The organism is Pseudomonas sp. PS02290 (genome assembly GCF_029960075.1).
In the GTDB taxonomy this organism is placed as follows: domain Bacteria; phylum Pseudomonadota; class Gammaproteobacteria; order Pseudomonadales; family Pseudomonadaceae; genus Aquipseudomonas.
On sequence record NZ_JASCOY010000099.1, the window covers coordinates 1 to 16,213 of the forward strand.

Here is a 16,213-nt window from a genome sequence, read left to right on the forward strand (position 1 = left end):
CGGTCAACACAACCGTGGTCACCGGCGCCCGCTCTCCGAGCGGCTGGACATGGCCAACAAGCGGCGTTTTGATCAGCAAGTTCTCTTCAAACGGTAGTTTGAATAAAGGAATTGATATCGCTGGTGATTTGGGACAGCCTGTTTTGGCCGCGTCTGATGGGACCGTGGTATACGCCGGGAGTGGATTAAGGGGCTACGGCGAGTTGGTCATCATCAAACACAGCGATACCTACGTCAGTGCATACGGACATAACCGTCGGCTCTTGGTTCGGGAGGGACAACAGGTCAAGGCAGGGCAAAGTATTGCCGAGATGGGCTCAACGGGGACTGACCGGGTGAAACTGCATTTCGAGATTCGCCGCCAGGGTAAACCGGTAGATCCACTGGAATTCTTGCCACGTCGCTGATCGGTTGTCAGCCTGTTCCTGCGTAGAGGGGACAGGCTCAAGTGCTGCCATGGAAGAAGGCGTCACTGGAGCTTGAGGTCGAACTCACCAAAGGACTATAACAATGGCTCTCAGCAAAGAAGTGCCGGAGTTTGACATAGACGACGAGGTCCTCCTGATGGAGCCCGTAATCGTCCTGGATTCTGCAACGGATGAGAAGCCAGCTACACCTTCTGTTCGTGCAAAACCGAAAAACTCTGCAGCGCTCAAACAGCATAAGTACATTGACTACACGCGGGCACTGGATGCTACGCAGCTGTATCTCAATGAAATCGGTTTTTCCCCCCTGCTCTCCCCGGAAGAAGAAGTCCACTTTGCGCGACTGTCGCAAAGCGGCGATCCGGCTGGGCGCAAACGCATGATTGAGAGCAATCTGCGGCTGGTCGTGAAAATCGCCAGACGCTACGTCAATCGTGGTCTGTCATTGCTGGACCTGATCGAGGAGGGCAATTTGGGCCTCATTCGAGCGGTCGAAAAATTCGATCCGGAGCGCGGATTCCGGTTCTCTACCTACGCCACGTGGTGGATCCGTCAGACCATCGAGCGCGCGATCATGAACCAGACGCGCACGATCCGCCTGCCGATTCATGTGGTCAAGGAGCTCAACGTCTACCTGCGCGCCGCGCGGGAGCTGACGCAGAAGCTGGACCACGAACCCTCTCCCGAAGAAATCGCCAACCTGCTGGAGAAGCCGGTCGGTGAGGTCAAGCGCATGCTGGGCCTCAACGAGCGCGTGTCCTCGGTAGATGTGTCTCTGGGGCCTGACTCCGACAAAACGCTGCTGGACACGCTCACGGACGATCGTCCTACCGACCCGTGCGAGCTACTTCAGGACGATGATCTCTCCCAGAGTATCGATCAATGGCTGTCCGAGTTGACCGACAAACAGCGTGAAGTCGTTGTCCGTCGGTTCGGGCTGCGCGGGCATGAAAGCAGCACGCTGGAGGACGTCGGACTGGAAATCGGCCTGACCCGCGAGCGTGTACGCCAGATTCAAGTGGAAGGGTTGAAGCGCCTTCGCGAGATTCTCGAGAAGAACGGCTTGTCCAGCGAGTCACTCTTTCAATAAGCGTAGAGAGTTGGCGTAAGTTACATCGAGCAACACGAAAGCCCCGACGAGTCGGGGCTTTTTTATGTCGGTTGAAAGTGTTTTTGATGGATGTCCCATGACAGCGATTTGATGGGTCGACGTTCATTTGCACAATCAGGTTAGTGATGCTTACTCAGGCTGTAAGCCGTTTCTTACGCGTAATGTGAGTTATCGTCTCTTCTTTGGCGGATCATATCTCCTTCAGTTGCAATCCAGTCGTTATCCCGTTGATTCGATTGATCATTTCAAGAGAGTGCCAGCCAGCGTCTGAATTTTCCTGAAAACTCTCGGGCCTTGCCCTGACCGTTTAAATCACTAAGATCAGTCCTGTACCGACGGATTGGTACAGGCGGTCAAGGACGACTGCTCAAGGACAGCGCAGGATGCGATTCATCAGGATGATGAAAAAGGATTGAAGGGATTATGGAAAAAATGTGGGCGGGTCAAACCGCCCCTTTTTTTCGCCTGCAGAAAAGTGACGCCGTGTGGAGGCCCAACGCAAAAAGGCCCCGAAGGGCCCTTTTTATCAGCAAGCGCTTAGCGCTCCAGATCGGCTATCTTGCCGGTCTTGCCATCCCACTGCGCCGCATCCGGCAGCGCGTCTTTGCGTTCCGTGATGTTGGGCCAGACGTCAGCCAGCTCTGCGTTCAGCTGAATGAAATTCTCCATACCGGCCGGAATCTCGTCTTCCGAGAAGATCGCGTTCGCAGGGCATTCAGGCTCGCACAGGGCGCAGTCGATGCACTCGTCCGGGTGAATCACCAGGAAGTTCGGGCCTTCGTAAAAGCAGTCCACCGGACAGACTTCTACGCAGTCGGTGTACTTGCACTTGATGCAGTTGTCGGTGACGACGAAGGTCATTTCTAATTCTCTCCTCAGGCGGCGGCAGCAAGGCCGTTCAGTCCGGCTTGCCAGGTACGGGACGTCCCCCGGCCGTAAAACTCAGCTTCTCGAGCAACGCGGCAGGCAAGGTGTCCTGCGCGGCGATGTCCGACCTTGGTTCGCTGCGTTCAAACGCGGCCAGGTGCGCTGTAAAGCCAGGCTAAAAGCTCACAGCGTCCCGAACCGCGCGGGATTCTAACAGCTTGTTACGAATGGCGTTAGATGCGTGTCTTCATCGAATACAACAACTCAAGCGCCTGTCGCGGCGTCAGGTCGTCGATCTTCAGGTTCGACAACTCGTCCAGAACAGGGTGCGGCAAACTTGCGAACATATCGCTCTGCATCGGTAGCGGCGGTTTGCCCGGCTTGGCCTTGGGCTGTTCGTGGGGCAGGCTGGTGGTCTCCAGACGCAACAGATGCTCCTTGGCCCGCGTGATGACGCGCCCCGGCACACCCGCCAGTTGCGCCACGGCAAGACCATAACTTTGACTCGCCGGGCCCGGCAGCACGCGGTGCAGGAACACAATGCGCTCGTTGTGCTCGGTGGCATTCAGATGCACGTTAGCCACCAGCGGTTCGCTCTCCGGCAACACGGTCAGCTCGAAGTAATGCGTGGCGAATAACGTGTACGCACGCAGCTGGGCGAGGCATTCCGCCGCAGCCCACGCCAGGGAAAGCCCGTCGAAGGTGCTGGTGCCGCGTCCGACTTCATCCATCAGCACCAGGCTTTTGTCGGTGGCGTTGTGCAGGATGTTCGCCGTCTCGCTCATCTCCACCATGAAGGTGGAGCGTCCGCCGGCCAGGTCATCACTTGAGCCGATACGCGTGAAGATACGGTCGACCAGCGAAAGCTCGCAGCTCGCCGCCGGCACGAAGCTGCCGATATGCGCCAGCAACACGATCAAAGCGGTCTGGCGCATGTAGGTGGATTTACCGCCCATGTTAGGACCGGTGATCACCAGCATGCGCGTGTTGTCATTGAGGTCTAGGTCGTTGGCCACGAACGGCGACGACAAGACCTGCTCCACCACCGGGTGACGACCTTGCTCGATGCGCATGCACGGCTCGTCGGTGAAGCGCGGACGGTTGAGGTCCAGGTTCAGCGCGCGCTCGGCCAGGTTACTCAGCACATCCAGCTCCGCCAGCGCGGCGGCGGTGTCCTGCAGCGGCGCCAAGTGACCGATCAGGTCTTCCAGCAGCGTCTCATAGAGCATCTTTTCCCGAGCCAGCGCGCGGCTCTTGGCCGACAACGCCTTGTCTTCAAACTCCTTGAGCTCCGGGGTGATAAAGCGCTCGGCGCCTTTAAGCGTCTGGCGGCGGATGTAATCGGCCGGCGCCTGCTCCGCCTGCTTGCTCGGCAGTTCGATGAAGTAGCCGTGCACGCGGTTGTAGCCGACCTTGAGGTTAGCCAGCCCTGTGCGCGCCTTCTCCCGCGTTTCCAGATCGATGAGGAACTGCCCGGCGTTCTCGCTCAGGGACAGCAACTCGTCGAGCTCGGCGTCGTAACCGGTCTTCAGTACGCCGCCGTCGCGAATCACGGCAGGCGGGTTGTCGATGATCGCGCGTTGCAGCAGGTCGGCCAGCTCCGGGTAAGTGCTCGCGGTTTTCGCCAGTTGCTGGATGTGCGGCGCTTCAAGCTCGGCCAGTGCCAGCTGCAACTCGGGCAGTGCGCTCAGGGCGTCACGCAGCCGCGCCAGGTCCCGGGGGCGGGCATTGCGCAGGCCGATACGCGCGAGAATGCGCTCGATGTCGCCGATCTCTTTCAGTTGCGGCTGCAGGTTCTCGAAGCGGTAGCGCTCAAGGAAGCAGCCAATCGACTCTTGGCGGGCCTGCAGGATATTTAGATCGCGCAGTGGGCGGTTCAGCCAGCGGGTCAGCAGGCGCGTGGCCATGGAGGTCTGGCAGCGATCCATCACCGACTGCAGCGTGTTGTCGCGCCCGCCCGCCAGGTTGGTGTCGAGTTCCAGATTGCGGCGGCTGGCACCGTCCAGAATCACCGTGTCGTCGAGACGCTCATGGCGCAGGCTGCGCAGGTGCGGCAAGGCCGTGCGCTGGGTTTCCTTGGCGTAACCCAGCAGGCAGCCGGCCGCGCCGATCGCCAGGGTCAGGTTCTCGCAGCCGAAGCCTTTCAGGTCCTGAGTGGAGAACTGCTGACACAGGCTTTTGTGCGCCGAATCGCGCTCGAAATCCCACGGCGCACGACGACGGGCACCACGGCGTTTTTCCGCTGGCAGCCCTTGGGGCCAGTCATCGGGAATCAGCAGCTCCACCGGATTGATGCGCTCGAGCTCGGCCAGCAGGTTTTCCCAGCCCTTGATTTCCAGCACGGTGAAATTGCCGCTGGTGATGTCCAGCACGGCAAGCCCGAACAGGCGTTCGTCACCCAGCACGGCGGCGATCAGGTTGTCCCGACGCTCGTCCAGCAAGGCTTCGTCGCTGACGGTCCCCGGCGTGATGATGCGCACCACCTGACGATCAACCGGTCCTTTGCTGGTCGCCGGATCGCCGATCTGTTCGCAGATGACCACCGACTCGCCCAGTTTCACCAGCTTGGCCAGATAGCCTTCCGCCGCGTGATAGGGGATGCCGCACATGGGAATGCTTTGCCCCGCTGACTGGCCGCGCGCGGTCAACGTGATGTCGAGCAGCTTGGCCGCCTTCTTGGCGTCTTCGTAGAAGATCTCGTAGAAGTCACCCATGCGATAGAACATCAGCTGGTCGGGGTGCTGATTTTTCAGCCGCCAGTATTGCTGCATCATCGGGGTATGGCTGGATAGGTCCGTATTCAAAGGGCTGAACTCAATCTGTCTTTTTGACAAGGGTTAGCTGTCTAATACTACAGGGATTTTTTCGGCATTGTTGGCGGCTCAGCTATGTCGATTTCTCTCAGCCGTAGGTAACGGGCGGTCATTTTGGCATCGGTGTGGCCGCCCAGCTTTTGAGCATTGTTGCCCTGCTTGTCGGTATCGGTCAGTGACTTGGCCCTAAGATCGTGGAGGGTGGCGCCGGTCACTGCCGCTTTCTTGCAGTCGGCCCGGAAAGCGTCCTTCACGGTCGCGTAAGCCACAGGTTTGCCCGCGCTGCGGGCAGTGAACAACGTCAGCCCGCGAACTCTCCGGGGCAGGGCCTTGATGCGCACGATCAGAGCCTCAAGGTCTGGTGTCATGCGCACGACCAGCCGCGCTTTGGTTTTCTGCTGGGTGAAGGCGATCCCCTCGGCCGATATGTCGGCCAGGCGGATGCCCAGCACATCGCTGATCCGCTGCCCGGTCAGGTAGCACATCTCATAAATGCAGCGCATGTTGTCGCTGGCGACGGCGCAGATCGCGTTGAATTCAGCGTCGGTGAGATACCGGTCGCGCTTTTTCTCCGGGTGGCGCTTGATGCCGATGCACGGGTTGGAGTCGACGAGACCCTTTTCCAGCGCGTAGGCGAACACCATTCGCAGAAACGAGATGATCCGGTTGTTCATGTTCGGCGTGGCGGCTCCGTGCATCTTAATTGCCGCTACGTGGCGGGGTAGCACATCGCGGGGTTCGAATTCCGCCATCTGATCTTTAAGCCGCTCAGCTGCAGAGCGGTACTGCTCGATCGTGTTGGCGGCCAGCTTGGGCTTCATGTACGCAAGCGCGTCATCGATCAGCTCAGCCATCCCACCTTTCCCAGCCCGGCCTTGCTCCCGCGCGTACGCCATCAAGGCGGCCTGGTAGTCCGTGTCCAGGCGCTTCCATTTCCCCTTGCGCACCAGGTAGTAAGCCCCGTGCTTGAAATACATGCACGCCGGCAGGTGCCGGTCTTTTTTGCGCGGGCGCATATCCATTCCTCAAGCAAGCCGCAACTGCGGTCCTTTCTTCGATTGAATCCCACCGAGGCGCGATATCACAACATCGCGCAGCACCTTTGGGTGCCCATCCCCGCCGACTGCGTATCCGTACCGCTCGGCCTCCAGCCATTTGATCTGGGCGCTTGGCTTAAGATAGCCCGTCAGATCGGCCACTTCTTGTGCTGTCAGAAACATGGCTACCTCCGTCCGGGGTCTATGCAGGGTTGAGTGGTTGCAGGGTGGCTAGATCCAGCATCGTGAAGTGGCCGCTTCCGTCTTTGAACCAGCCGCCGGTGTCGATGTGATACACATTGCCCAGCACGCAGGGCTGCTCGATTGGCGTGTGGCCGACTACGACGGCGCGGACATCGGGGATCGGCCGGCAATCCTGTTGCTCATACCGGCTGCGCGACCACATGCAAGTGTTCTGCACCAGCTTCAGGCGCTTGTAGCTTTGGGGCGATTCCAGCTCACTCTTCATCTGCGACCAGGTATCGAAGACGCAGTCGGCGTGAATGATGCCGACGATGCCTTGGGTGGTTTCAACCTCAATCGCAATTGGCAGATCCTGGAACATCACCTGATAGTTCTGCTGCTCATCGCGCGGCAGGCCGACGAACCAGGTGCCGCCGTTGTGCATCCAGTTGCCGATATCGCAGGTGTCGAAGCGCACCACGTAATCGTCATGGTTGCCGCGCACCGGGTGAAACCATGGCTTGTTCAACCACTTGATGACGTCCTCGCACTCCGGTCCGCGGTCTACCAGATCGCCGACGCTGAAAAGCCGGTCAACAGTTGGATCGAAGCCGATGGCGTCCAGTGCAGCCTGCAACCGGGTGAAGTGACCGTGAATGTCGCCAACGGCAATGTCGCGGCCGACTGTGTTCGCGGCGAAGCGCTTCACGCGCGACACCTCAATTGTTTCGAGCATGGGAGTACTCCGCCCGCCGTACACCGGCAGGCATGTGGATAGATGGGTAGGGGGATGCATCCGTATGGATGGCAGATTGCTACCGCCCGTCAGGCGGTTATGGCCAGTTGCAATGAAACGGCGATGAGGTCGTCCTAGTTATCCCTTTGTCACGAGCCAAAATATGCTTGCCTCAGATATACATTCGGAAAACAGCAAGGACTTGCTAAACGAGCTCAACCAAGCCACTGCAGAGCTGATGTCGATCGATAAGACTTCGTTTGGCGGTAGGCAGTGGCAGACGGCGCATCTTCGTCAGCAGGCCGCGTTTGGGGCTTGGCTCCGTTACATCAGAAAAGACCCGGTGTTTCAGAGCAGGTCGAAAAGCCCGGATTTTGAGCTGGGCGCGGGGAGATAACGGCGGAGCCGCTGTTCATCGCGTCACCCGCTCGAACTCGACGACCCAGACCCATGGGTTAGCGTCCCATGCCTCTGCGCCGTTGATCCCTGACCAAAGATCTCGGAACGCAAGAACCGGATACTTGCGGCAGGCTCCGCCTTCATCCGTCGCGGTCCACATTCGACAGGCGCTGTCTCTGTGCACACCTTCTGCCACAGCCTCCTCGTAGGTAATGTCCTGCAGCCGCTCGACGCGCACGGCTGTAATCTCCAGCAGGATGCGGCTAGCGATGCGCGGCATGTGAATGCTTGGCTTCCAAGCGGAACGGTCATCCCCACCACCGTCGTCGTCACCGGCCCATGTCGCCTCGCCGTCGGCTCGATAGATCACATGCCCTGAGTAGTAGCCTTGGCCGAAGCGCATTTCGCGAATTGCCGACGCCGGTCGATCAGGCTTCCAATCGACCATGTTTCCATGCTCGTCGAAGTCGTGACTGATCACGCCCCATGTCTCGCGCACCCACAGTCGTTCGCCGGGCTGACCATAGGGACACATGTCCGCATTGCCGGGCAGCGCGAGAAAGGCAGGCTCGAAACCGGCAGCCAGGCAATCGAGCGCTGCCCGTTTCTTCACCTCGCGGCGCGTGACTGTCTTCCGGCCCTCCAGGATGGCGCGCACCATCGGCGCCGAGAACAGGATCGGGCGTTCTTTGATGTCGGTCATGGTGTCACCCACGGCAGGAGCGGAGTGTCGTAGCCAAGCATCAGCGGGTGCTGAGGCTGTCCTGATTTGGTGGTGCCGAAGTGCAGCACCGGCTTTCCGCTGTCCGTGAGCAGCGCGAGCATCTCCGCAAAACAGTAACTGACGCCTTTGGCAACCTTGATGGTGTTGCCCCAGCACGGAACCAACACATCGGCCTCGTCAATCATCTGGCGGATGTGTGCCAGGTTGACCTGGTGGTTCGAAGGAGTGGGCAGCCCATTTACATACGTTCGAAGGTCGTTCGAAAATCCGATATCGCGCGGGTCCGTCGCGCGGTAGCAAAAGACATTTCCGACGATGAACCGATGACCACCATTCCGGACGGTGAAGCCGCGCCACTTGCGAACGGTCGCGTCGTCCAGCGTGGCGTCCGCAGTCGATGGGTTGATGCCGAAGTAGGCAAACACCTTGCTGCCTTCGAATGGCAAGCCGCATTCGCGGTCAAGCCGGTAGCGGTACAAGCCACACTCACTGATTATCGCGCTCATCGCGTCAGCTCCAGGGGCTCCAAAGCCTTCGCGGCAACCTCTGAAACAGCCAAGGCGTAGACGTCGGGGTGCTGTTTATCGAATGCGGGCATGTGCTCTGTCTCAATCCACTGCCCTCGGGAAGTTCCGCGAGCGAGCCATCCGGGCTTGCTGCCGGGAGCCTGGGTCCATGCCGTCACACCGATGCCATAGGAGGCAATCTGTTTGGCGGTGATGAAACCCTGATGGCGCATCTGCGCGATCACTCGAAGGGCTGACTCTTTCCAGGGTGTGAGCCGGATGGGAGACGGAACGCCCGCCGGCAGAGTGGTGACAACGGAAGGCACCCGGCAGCGTTCGGTGGGCCACCAGTCGAACATTCGGTTGGAATATCCCCAGCGTGGAATCGTCTTCTCCGGCCAAAACAGCTCGGAGTCGATGCCGAACCCATGTGAGCAACCTTTGACCCTGGAGTACTTGCTCGCTACCAGCACGCGCACGCCAAGGTGTTCAAGCATCTTCCTGATGCCATCGCTTGCATCCGAAATCTTGTTGACGATAACGAGGCGGTGATCTGGACCGGGCCGGCCGTAGAACTCATCACCCAGCGCCGGAAGGATTTGATCGGCAACCTTCGCATTCAAAGCGAGCTTGGCTTCCACACCGATCTGGCGGCCGTCCTCATGCACGACCAATACGTCGAATCCTGCTGCCTCCGGGTGGCAGGTCCAGCCAGGCAAACTGTTGAACTCCAGCATGAACACCGCGCACAGCTGGGTCTCCGTGGTTATGGCTTCAAGTTCCATTGGCAAAGCTCCGCCTCGCCGCATACGCAGCAGGCAATAGGGATAGGGTGGGGCCGAACGGGCGGCGGGGTTACTGCGGGATTGCGCGGTCGCGGCGTTTTCTGAATTCGTAGGCCATACCGCGGAGGTCTTGAAGCGCCTCATGCAGATCATCTCGGGCGCCGTCGACCAGATCAGACAACTCGCCTTCGCCGTCATCGCCGCCTTCAGTTAGATTCATCTGAGCCAATGAATAGGCCTTGTACGCCTCCTGGACACTGTCCGCTGCTGTGGCAAGGTAGCCGGCGTGCTCGATCGCGTAATCCTGCGGCGTCCGCTCCTCCACCACTGCGCGGATATCCCCGCCGCGACACTGCGCCAGCCGCTCTGCAGGACAATCGCTCACGCGCTTACAGTGCTGGCTCATGCTCTTTTCTCTATGTCAGTGGTGATCGCCTCGACAATCACCGGGCCAAGAATTCGGATGTGTCGCGCGTCTTCTTTGAAGGCACGATTCAGGCGACCTACCGCTGCTTCCCGAGCCTGCCGGTAAACCTGGTCCAGCATGCAGTCCGGCCCCCATGATCCGAGGTTGCTCAGCTCGACGGTCAGCGTGACCTTCGCGCCGGTGGTGGTTCGTACGATTGGTTTGCTCACGATCCCTCCTGCGGCGAAACGATGCCGCTTGCTGGAATGACAGCCATGCCGAGATGGATGGCGAGTTCTATTTCTACGTTGGCGCCGCGGGACTCGCGCCAGCTGGGCAGGAACGCCACGGTGTCGCAGGCGAGCATCTGGCGGATCGCGTCACGCATGCACATGTGCCAGGGCGCGTCGGCGGGCAGTGGGTTCTCGGCGGGATTCTCGACGTTTTAGCCGAGGGCGCGGAGGCGCGCGGCCTCTGCGTTGAATGCCGGGTAGTTGTAATCGGGCAGGCCCGTCATGGGCCCGCTGAGGTAGATGCGTTTCATGCGGCCACCTGGTGCTGAACGTTGGTACGCCATGGGTCATTGGCGCGGGCGAGGGCGGCCATCGGCGGAGGGCTGACGCTGTTGCCGCACATATGGACCTGCTCGGTTTTCGTGAACGGCTTACCGTCGGCGCCGTGCGTGATGATGTAGTCGGTCGGGAAGCCCTGTGCCCGGTACAGCTCAGCCGGTTGCAGCATCCGCAGCCGGATATCGACGATCACGTACGGCGTGCCCTTCACCATCACGGTGACCAGGCCGAGGCGATCCTTTGTGGTGATCGTCGGCGCTGGCTGATCGCAACCGCTCATGTTCTCGGTGCCGTAGTAGCTGATCAGGAAAGCAGCGACGCGCAACGCGCCTTCTTCATGCTCGGGAGACAGTTCGAAGCTAACCAACGAGCTCTTGCCCCCGCCGCCCGCCGTGATGGTTGGCGCTGGCTCATCCAGGTGCTGGCCGACGCTGGCACCAAATTGGCGCTCCATGAAAGCGGTGACCAGCCCGTGGTGTGTCCCGCCGGCGCTGACCGTGTGGAGCGGGTCGGCGGAATCACGGGCGTCGCAGTTGCCGCGCAGGTGCAGAAGATGCGCCGTGGCGAGCATGTGATGCTGGCCGGTCGTAAGCGTCGGCACCGGCCCCTCGATATCGGATGGGGCGTGGCCGGTTGTGTTGGTGACAAGCGTTGCCGTCACCAGCTGCTGCTGACTGCCGGTGTTCGTGACCGTGGTCATCGGATCGTCGACGCCTTTCGCGTGCGTGGTGTTGAATCCGCCGTTCATTTGCGCCATGAAAGCAGTAGCGATGCCCATGGCATGTGCGGCGCCTGCCGGGCGCTGGTAATTACCGCCGCTTGTGATGGTCGGCAGCGGTTCGTCCAGCGGTTTGCCTTCATCGTCAAATCTGAACTTCACCAGGTGCGCTGCAGCGAGGGCATGTTTCACGCCGCCCGCGACCACCGTCCCAAGCGGCTGATCAACGCCTGGCACTCGCGGCTCTTGCCCCGGGCGCTCGCCGTAGCCTGACTGAATCAGCGTCGGACTGATCAGGGTCAGCTCGCCGCGGTTGGCGCACGTCACTGTCGGCAGCGGCTCGAGCGGATCGTTGATCCGGTCGCTGCCTTGATGTGTGGCTGGCGCAATCACCGGGCTGACAACTGAAAAGGCCCCGCCTCTCGGATAGGAGGTGACGGTGCGCAGCGGCTGATTGGCTGACTGCACCGTTTCGCCTGACCAGTTGGCAATTGGCACGATGAAGGGCGCAGGGTTGTCGATGACGAACTTCTTCATTCCTTTCGCTACGCGCCTTAGCGTGGCGGGGGCCAGGTCTTTCTTGCGGCCGAAAATGCTTTTTCCCAGATCGGAGAAATCGATGCACTCCGCTGCTGTGCGCCAAGGCTTTTGGCCCTTGGCTGGCTTCTTTGCGTGGGTGGGTTCCGGCCAGACGATCGGCTGACCGTCGCAACGGGCAAGCATGAATAACCGCTCCCGGCTGGTGGGCGCGCCGAAATCACAGGCCCTGATCACCTTCCATTCGACGACGTAGCCCATTCCTTCAAGCAGGGCGACGAACCGGCGCCATGTGCGCCCGCGCTGCTTCGGATCTGGAATCAGGAACTGCTGATCTACAGGCACGACCTCACCAGGTGCGGCGACCGCGCCGCCCAGCTTGATGACGCGACCGGTAGCTTTATCTCGCTTAGCGATCAGCCGGCCCCATTGCAGGATCTGCTTCACGTTTTCCAGGCTGATGACTCGAGGCTTCTTCTTGCCTGCCCACTTCAAGCCGATCCATGACAGGTTACGGATCTCGCGTTTGCGGGGCTGACCGCCAGCGGCCTGGCTGTGATGAGTGCAGTCCGGCGACATGTGGAACCAGCCCACGGCTTTGCCGTCACATTCGGTATCCGGATCACCGTCGAACACATCAGTGGTGAAGTGCTTGGCGCCCGGGTGGTTGATGGTGTGCATGCTGATCGCTTTGGCGCTGTGGTTCTTCGCCACGCTGACCTTGCGACCGAGGCCCATTTCCAGCCCGGTACCGGCGCCGCCACCGCCGCAGAAGAAGTCCACGACGATCTCATCGTCTTGCGGGTCGAAGCCAAGGCCGTACTGAGTTTTGAAATCGAAGGGGTGTTTCTTCAGTGAGGTCATGAAATCTCCAAGCAGCCGCGTGCACTGCCGGCTGGCGTGATTGAAAAAAGTGGGCTATTGATTGAGTCCGGTAAATTCACCGGTCACGAGGAGGTTCTATGGAAACCAACGCAGGTAGCTCAGAGCCGTTTGGCGTCGGTGACTTCGTTTGCGTGCGTGTCAACGAGGACGAGTATTGCGGGGAGGTAGTTGATACAAATGGGGCGCTAGTCCTGATCGATAAGAATGAAGGCGGCCAGATCTGGGTCGATGAAAAAGCCTGCTATCCGGGATGAGTTTTCAATCTCCGCAGAAGCAGGGTATGGCTTCGTCGTGGTTGGCGAACATGTCGAATTGGGTATCGGAGTAGTCGAGCATCTGCTGGTAGCTGGGGCGGTCGAAGCGGAACAGCGCGCCGTCGCCGGTCACGCTAGTGCTGGAAACTGCGGTGCGCTCCATTCGCGCCCACCATTCGGCCTTCTTCCGGTCACTGGCGATGATCGAGTACACCTGTTTTGCGCCCTTGAGAAAGCACAGGTCGCAGTTTCCTTCCAGCGTCCGGCCATTAATGGTCGGCAGTATCAGATCGAAAGGCTGGGCCTTCCAGAATTCAGTCACGTCCTGCACGCCTACGCCGGCGTCCGCCAGGGGCATCACCATCGTTGCGTGCTTGCTCTCGCTGGTGGTCTTTCGGTGCCGGATCTTCGCCACTCGCCGGGGCTCATCGGCGCGGATGCCGGTCATCATGTCCACCGGCGTCTCTTCGGTGGAGCAGCCCACCATCCTCAGATATTTGTGGATGACCCTAATTTTCAAATCGATTGTGCAGAACCTCGTGACCGGGTTCGGCAGATAGCTGCGTTTCCTGATCAGGTCCTCAAACGGTTGCCCGTCGCGGCTGGCGGTTTCGTAATCGACGATCGCGAACCCGCGCTCATCGTCCCGATACTCAAGCCAAACAATCGGCACGCTCCAGCGCTCCGAGCACTCCTGAACGAAATCCAGCGTGGCCAGGTGTTCCTTGCCGGTGTTGGCGAAAGTGACGATCAAATCGGCCAGATCATCGTTGCTGTCCAGCACCTGGCGCAGCATGTAGGCGCTGGTCCGGCCGCCGGAGAAGCTGACGACCGTCGTCCCGGACATTTTGTAGGGAGACATGGCTGATCCTCGCCAGTGGCGTGATTCGTGGAAGTGAGGTATTTGTGATCGACCCGGCATGAAGCCGACAACCAAAGAAGAAAACCTTATGTGGAAGATGCTAATGCTGCCCCTAGCTATAGCGTTCGCGGTTCCGGCTCAGGCGGAGTTGAAGCAATCGGTGCCAAGCAAGGTCTGTGCTCTTCTCGCTGATCAGGGGTTAAAAGGCCGAAAGTGGACTCAGTACGGCGATGGCAATGCGGGCTGTGCCAGCGACTACAGAGAGATCGGCGATGGCCTCCCGCTACCTAACAACCTTGCTTTTTACGGTAATGGTCAGGGTGAAACTGTCTACAGCGTCAAGCTAGTCCTCAACTACAATCAGCCAGGTTCTGCGGCGGCCTCTACTGCGGCTACGAAAGCTCTCTTATCCGCGTCTGAAAAAATGGCGCAAAGGACACTCGGGGTGAAATTACCGAAATCAATTGCTACTGCCATTGACTGGGGGCGCGCAGAGAAGGTGAGTGTCGGGATGGGGTCTATTGAAGTTTTCCGGGAAGACTGGCCCGAGGACAAGGGCTATGAAATTCACGTAATCATGGATTAGGTATACAGTCCCAAGGCTTTTTTAAAACCTGCTCACATTGTCCCATCTCGATTCCATGCGATGGCCTACGCTTACCGCTCCACAGGAAGGGATACGGCATGTACGAAGATCGAGAGAAGGGTTTGCATCTTGCGCTCAAGGCAGTGCTAAGCGTTGCGCAGAAGAGGGGGTTGAACTTAGATGATCTTACAGAGGCGGTAGCTGATGAGCTGCTGCAGTACAAGTCTTATGATTCGCAGCATGTGCCGACTGCAATCAAGGAGATCGAGCTCGCGGTTGACGCGCTGCTGGTCTGATTGATCAGGCTGCAGCCTGGGCCTTCTGCGCCATGATCGTCTTGGCGGCGTGGTTGATCATGTACAGGCACTGCACCAGTCCTTGCGATGGCTCATCTACGCAGTTTTCGTACCACTCATCACCCAGGCAAAGCGCCTCGCTGTTATCGCGCATGAACATCATGGCTTCTTCAGTAAAGGCTATTTCATGCGCTGCATCGAGGGCATCATCCCAGTGCATCCAGCGGTCATCGGTGTGGCTCATGTCCCGCCGCTTGGCCAGGACGAGCTGTCGAAACTCAGGCCATTGGGCAGCGTCAACTCGATCAGGATCCTGAAGCCACTCAGGAAGCGATTCGAACATCTCTTCCTCGCACTCTTCATGCAAGGCCTGGGCGATGTTGCGCATCAACACTTCGCGGAAGAGGGCCTCGCTGAAACTGCGCTTCTTACACACCTCACTGAGTTTCGTGTGCAGGTAGTAGCTCACGTCGTCACCAGCCAAAAACTCAATGCCGTAGCCCAGGCCCACGCTGAAGGTCAGGTTGTCGATGTCACCGACAACGGCAATACCGAAGCGGGTCATCATGATGTCGAAGGCGTAGAAGGTGTTTTTTGCTGCTTTGCAGCGCCAGATCACCGCGTCTTTCTGATCGACGATGCAGGTATATTCGTGATCGACCATGTTTTCTGCGGCGCGGTCCCGATAGTCCTGCTCAGTTTTCTTGCGCTTCGCGATCGCTGCTCGGCGTTGAGCTTCGTATTTGTCGCTCATGGTGATCTCCATGTGTGCGCCACCCTCCGAAAGTTCGGTGGCGAATAGGTTGGTGGTGGGCTATAGGTGGTGACCGGCATAGGGCCGGATCGAGGAGCGAAGAATGGATATTCCGGTTGATAGACCGCGCAACATCACTTGGACCGGGCCGAACGATGAAGTAGGTCGCATCGAATTTAAGTGGGGGTTATCCACTGACCCAGCGCCGAGAGGCTTCCGTATCTTTGTAGAGACAACGGATGGTAGGGGCTCGAAGCACGACGACAACACCCGGGATTCTTCATTCGAAGCAAGCCGCGACCGCGCGATAGCTTTGGTGAAGGACATGATGAGGTCGCTGGAGTAGAAAACTTAATTATCCCGGCCTGTCCTCAACTCTTCTTGCTGACTCGCTGATAGGCAATTTCGAGCCTCCGCGCCACGACTGACGGCACCTCTACTTCGTGGCGCAGCCCGGACAGATGTTCTGTTTGCGTGACATCTAGTGCTGAGTGTTATGCCTGCGTGACGGGACGTATGCTGCGAGCGATGCCGTCAGCTTTGGTCACGGCGCCTTTTTTGACTAGCTGAGCGATGCGACCGCCGATAGCATTCACGTTAACCTGCTGAGCCCTAGCTATTTCTGCGAAGGTCGGCGAGTAGCCATGCTGAGCGATATACCCGGCGATGAACGCCAAGGTCTCTGTCTGCACTGGGGTGAGTTCATTCTTCGTCTGCATCCGGATCCACCTGGGCCTTGCCGGCCGCTTTCAACTGG

General features: G+C 59.2%; 19 protein-coding genes and 1 pseudogene. 5 read left to right on the forward strand and 15 right to left on the reverse strand.

The features are described 5' to 3' along the window. Together QMX88_RS25130 and rpoS are read left to right on the forward strand one after the other, a co-directional pair. The coding region (locus QMX88_RS25130) for a peptidoglycan DD-metalloendopeptidase family protein (protein WP_282372963.1) at positions 1–407 on the forward strand (407 nt) is incomplete at its 5' end. Between the two features lie 103 nt (positions 408–510). Then, a complete protein-coding gene (gene rpoS / locus QMX88_RS25135; RefSeq protein ID WP_065989798.1) occupies positions 511–1,515 on the forward strand; it encodes an RNA polymerase sigma factor RpoS in 1,005 nt (334 codons plus the stop codon). Positions 1,516–2,073: 558 nt separating this feature from the next. Here rpoS and fdxA read toward each other — a convergent pair. The 12 genes and pseudogenes from fdxA to QMX88_RS25195 form a co-directional block, all read right to left on the reverse strand. Beyond that, positions 2,074–2,397: a ferredoxin FdxA gene (gene fdxA, locus QMX88_RS25140; RefSeq protein ID WP_065989796.1), complete on the reverse strand. Its 324-nt coding sequence runs from the start codon at positions 2,395–2,397 to the stop codon at positions 2,074–2,076. Positions 2,398–2,636: 239 nt separating this feature from the next. Further along, entirely contained in the window at positions 2,637–5,177 is a 2,541-nt protein-coding gene (gene mutS / locus QMX88_RS25145; protein ID WP_282372982.1) for a DNA mismatch repair protein MutS, read from the reverse strand. Between the two features lie 77 nt (positions 5,178–5,254). Beyond that, positions 5,255–6,232, reverse strand: coding sequence for a tyrosine-type recombinase/integrase (locus QMX88_RS25150; RefSeq protein ID WP_282372964.1), 978 nt, complete (start codon positions 6,230–6,232; stop codon positions 5,255–5,257). A 9-nt stretch (positions 6,233–6,241) separates the two neighbouring features. Continuing rightward, positions 6,242–6,436, reverse strand: coding sequence for a DUF4224 domain-containing protein (locus QMX88_RS25155; protein WP_282372965.1), 195 nt, complete (start codon positions 6,434–6,436; stop codon positions 6,242–6,244). A gap of 19 nt (positions 6,437–6,455) precedes the next feature. Continuing rightward, positions 6,456–7,172, reverse strand: a complete 717-nt coding sequence (locus tag QMX88_RS25160; protein WP_282372966.1) for a metallophosphoesterase — start codon at positions 7,170–7,172, stop codon at positions 6,456–6,458. 412 nt (positions 7,173–7,584) lie between these two features. Continuing rightward, positions 7,585–8,274 (reverse strand): hypothetical protein, encoded by a 690-nt coding sequence (locus QMX88_RS25165; protein ID WP_282372967.1) that lies wholly within the window; start codon positions 8,272–8,274, stop codon positions 7,585–7,587. Further along, positions 8,271–8,801, reverse strand: coding sequence for a DUF1643 domain-containing protein (locus QMX88_RS25170; RefSeq protein WP_282372968.1), 531 nt, complete (start codon positions 8,799–8,801; stop codon positions 8,271–8,273). Before QMX88_RS25170 ends, QMX88_RS25165 begins: the two co-directional genes overlap by 4 nt. Then, positions 8,798–9,586, reverse strand: a complete 789-nt coding sequence (locus QMX88_RS25175) for a hypothetical protein (protein WP_282372969.1) — start codon at positions 9,584–9,586, stop codon at positions 8,798–8,800. Before QMX88_RS25175 ends, QMX88_RS25170 begins: the two co-directional genes overlap by 4 nt. A 70-nt stretch (positions 9,587–9,656) precedes the next feature. Next, entirely contained in the window at positions 9,657–9,992 is a 336-nt protein-coding gene (locus QMX88_RS25180) for a hypothetical protein (protein WP_282372970.1), read from the reverse strand. Continuing rightward, the gene (locus QMX88_RS25185) at positions 9,989–10,222 is read right to left on the reverse strand and encodes a hypothetical protein (RefSeq protein WP_282372971.1); all 234 of its coding nucleotides are present in this window, start codon (positions 10,220–10,222) and stop codon (positions 9,989–9,991) included. The genes QMX88_RS25180 and QMX88_RS25185 overlap by 4 nt, the downstream gene beginning before the upstream one ends. Continuing rightward, positions 10,219–10,569: pseudogene (locus tag QMX88_RS25190) on the reverse strand (DUF4406 domain-containing protein). The gene QMX88_RS25185 and the pseudogene QMX88_RS25190 overlap by 4 nt, the downstream one beginning before the upstream one ends. Continuing rightward, positions 10,533–12,683 carry a DNA cytosine methyltransferase gene (locus QMX88_RS25195; RefSeq protein ID WP_282372973.1) on the reverse strand — a complete coding sequence of 717 codons (2,151 nt, stop codon included), beginning with the start codon at positions 12,681–12,683 and terminating at the stop codon, positions 10,533–10,535. The pseudogene QMX88_RS25190 and the gene QMX88_RS25195 overlap by 37 nt, the downstream one beginning before the upstream one ends. Before the next feature lie 98 nt (positions 12,684–12,781). Between QMX88_RS25195 and QMX88_RS25200 the strand changes: the two genes are divergently transcribed. After that, positions 12,782–12,958 (forward strand): hypothetical protein, encoded by a 177-nt coding sequence (locus QMX88_RS25200; protein ID WP_282372974.1) that lies wholly within the window; start codon positions 12,782–12,784, stop codon positions 12,956–12,958. A gap of 4 nt (positions 12,959–12,962) precedes the next feature. Here the strand turns inward: QMX88_RS25200 and QMX88_RS25205 are convergent, their stop codons facing one another. Beyond that, on the reverse strand, positions 12,963–13,820 hold the full coding sequence (locus tag QMX88_RS25205; protein ID WP_282372976.1) for a phosphoadenosine phosphosulfate reductase family protein: 858 nt from the start codon (positions 13,818–13,820) through the stop codon (positions 12,963–12,965). 58 nt (positions 13,821–13,878) lie between these two features. On the opposite strand from QMX88_RS25205, the gene QMX88_RS25210 reads away from it, so the two are divergent. Continuing rightward, positions 13,879–14,406 carry a hypothetical protein gene (locus QMX88_RS25210; RefSeq protein WP_282372978.1) on the forward strand — a complete coding sequence of 176 codons (528 nt, stop codon included), beginning with the start codon at positions 13,879–13,881 and terminating at the stop codon, positions 14,404–14,406. A 98-nt stretch (positions 14,407–14,504) separates the two neighbouring features. Further along, positions 14,505–14,702, forward strand: a complete 198-nt coding sequence (locus QMX88_RS25215; protein WP_282372979.1) for a hypothetical protein — start codon at positions 14,505–14,507, stop codon at positions 14,700–14,702. Between the two features lie 4 nt (positions 14,703–14,706). Here the strand turns inward: QMX88_RS25215 and QMX88_RS25220 are convergent, their stop codons facing one another. Both QMX88_RS25220 and QMX88_RS25225 read right to left on the reverse strand, forming a co-directional pair. Further along, positions 14,707–15,468 carry a hypothetical protein gene (locus QMX88_RS25220; protein WP_282372980.1) on the reverse strand — a complete coding sequence of 254 codons (762 nt, stop codon included), beginning with the start codon at positions 15,466–15,468 and terminating at the stop codon, positions 14,707–14,709. A 482-nt stretch (positions 15,469–15,950) separates the two neighbouring features. Next, a complete protein-coding gene (locus QMX88_RS25225; protein WP_282372981.1) occupies positions 15,951–16,175 on the reverse strand; it encodes a LexA family protein in 225 nt (74 codons plus the stop codon). Positions 16,176–16,213 lie beyond the last annotated feature (38 nt).

Excerpts from the sequence above, each read along its gene's own strand:
- rpoS (WP_065989798.1), top strand. The coding sequence starts at position 511 with ATGGCTCTCAGCAAAGAAGTGCCGGAGTTTGACATAGACGACGAGGTC.
- fdxA (WP_065989796.1), bottom strand. The coding sequence starts at position 2,397 with ATGACCTTCGTCGTCACCGACAACTGCATCAAGTGCAAGTACACCGAC.
- mutS (WP_282372982.1), bottom strand. The coding sequence starts at position 5,177 with ATGATGCAGCAATACTGGCGGCTGAAAAATCAGCACCCCGACCAGCTG.
- QMX88_RS25150 (WP_282372964.1), bottom strand. The coding sequence starts at position 6,232 with ATGCGCCCGCGCAAAAAAGACCGGCACCTGCCGGCGTGCATGTATTTC.
- QMX88_RS25155 (WP_282372965.1), bottom strand. The coding sequence starts at position 6,436 with ATGTTTCTGACAGCACAAGAAGTGGCCGATCTGACGGGCTATCTTAAG.
- QMX88_RS25160 (WP_282372966.1), bottom strand. The coding sequence starts at position 7,172 with ATGCTCGAAACAATTGAGGTGTCGCGCGTGAAGCGCTTCGCCGCGAAC.
- QMX88_RS25165 (WP_282372967.1), bottom strand. The coding sequence starts at position 8,274 with ATGACCGACATCAAAGAACGCCCGATCCTGTTCTCGGCGCCGATGGTG.
- QMX88_RS25170 (WP_282372968.1), bottom strand. The coding sequence starts at position 8,801 with ATGAGCGCGATAATCAGTGAGTGTGGCTTGTACCGCTACCGGCTTGAC.
- QMX88_RS25175 (WP_282372969.1), bottom strand. The coding sequence starts at position 9,586 with ATGGAACTTGAAGCCATAACCACGGAGACCCAGCTGTGCGCGGTGTTC.
- QMX88_RS25180 (WP_282372970.1), bottom strand. The coding sequence starts at position 9,992 with ATGAGCCAGCACTGTAAGCGCGTGAGCGATTGTCCTGCAGAGCGGCTG.
- QMX88_RS25195 (WP_282372973.1), bottom strand. The coding sequence starts at position 12,683 with ATGACCTCACTGAAGAAACACCCCTTCGATTTCAAAACTCAGTACGGC.
- QMX88_RS25200 (WP_282372974.1), top strand. The coding sequence starts at position 12,782 with ATGGAAACCAACGCAGGTAGCTCAGAGCCGTTTGGCGTCGGTGACTTC.
- QMX88_RS25205 (WP_282372976.1), bottom strand. The coding sequence starts at position 13,820 with ATGTCTCCCTACAAAATGTCCGGGACGACGGTCGTCAGCTTCTCCGGC.
- QMX88_RS25210 (WP_282372978.1), top strand. The coding sequence starts at position 13,879 with ATGAAGCCGACAACCAAAGAAGAAAACCTTATGTGGAAGATGCTAATG.
- QMX88_RS25215 (WP_282372979.1), top strand. The coding sequence starts at position 14,505 with ATGTACGAAGATCGAGAGAAGGGTTTGCATCTTGCGCTCAAGGCAGTG.
- QMX88_RS25220 (WP_282372980.1), bottom strand. The coding sequence starts at position 15,468 with ATGGAGATCACCATGAGCGACAAATACGAAGCTCAACGCCGAGCAGCG.
- QMX88_RS25225 (WP_282372981.1), bottom strand. The coding sequence starts at position 16,175 with ATGCAGACGAAGAATGAACTCACCCCAGTGCAGACAGAGACCTTGGCG.